The organism is Planktothrix paucivesiculata PCC 9631, from assembly GCF_900009265.2.
GTDB lineage: Bacteria > Cyanobacteriota > Cyanobacteriia > Cyanobacteriales > Microcoleaceae > Planktothrix > Planktothrix paucivesiculata.
On record NZ_LR735039.1, the window covers coordinates 1 to 424 of the forward strand.

1 protein-coding gene is annotated in these 424 nt (G+C 38.2%); it reads left to right on the top strand.

Annotated elements, in window-relative coordinates:
• On the top strand, positions 1 to 306 hold a 306-nt coding region (locus PL9631_RS25495), incomplete at its 5' end, for an FG-GAP repeat protein (protein WP_156090711.1).
• Between the last annotated feature and the right edge of the window lie 118 nt (positions 307 to 424).

Below are 424 nucleotides of genomic sequence, written 5' to 3' on the forward strand. Positions count from 1 at the left end.
CAAGAAACTATTGCTGACAAGAACTCCGATGTTACGATTTTGTATTCAGATGGACACAATTTTAATGTAGCCTCAAATCAACTTCCTGACCAATCGGCGATGTATGCAGGTTTTCAAGGAGGAACTAAACTCCTAGCTGGTGATTTTAATGGCGATGGGAAAGACGATATCTTACGTCAAGAAAAGTCTGCTGATGGTGTCAGAGATGTGGAAATTATTCTAAGGGAAATGGTTTCAACTCTCCTATTACGCTCTCTAAATGGCAAGCGGCTTGTGTATCTAGTTTTCAGGGCGGTACTAACCTAATAATTGGTGATTTTAATGGAGATAAAAAAAGTGATATTTTACGTCAAGAAACTATTGCTGACAAGAACTCCGATGTTACGATTTTGTATTCAGATGGACACAATTTTAATGTAGCCTC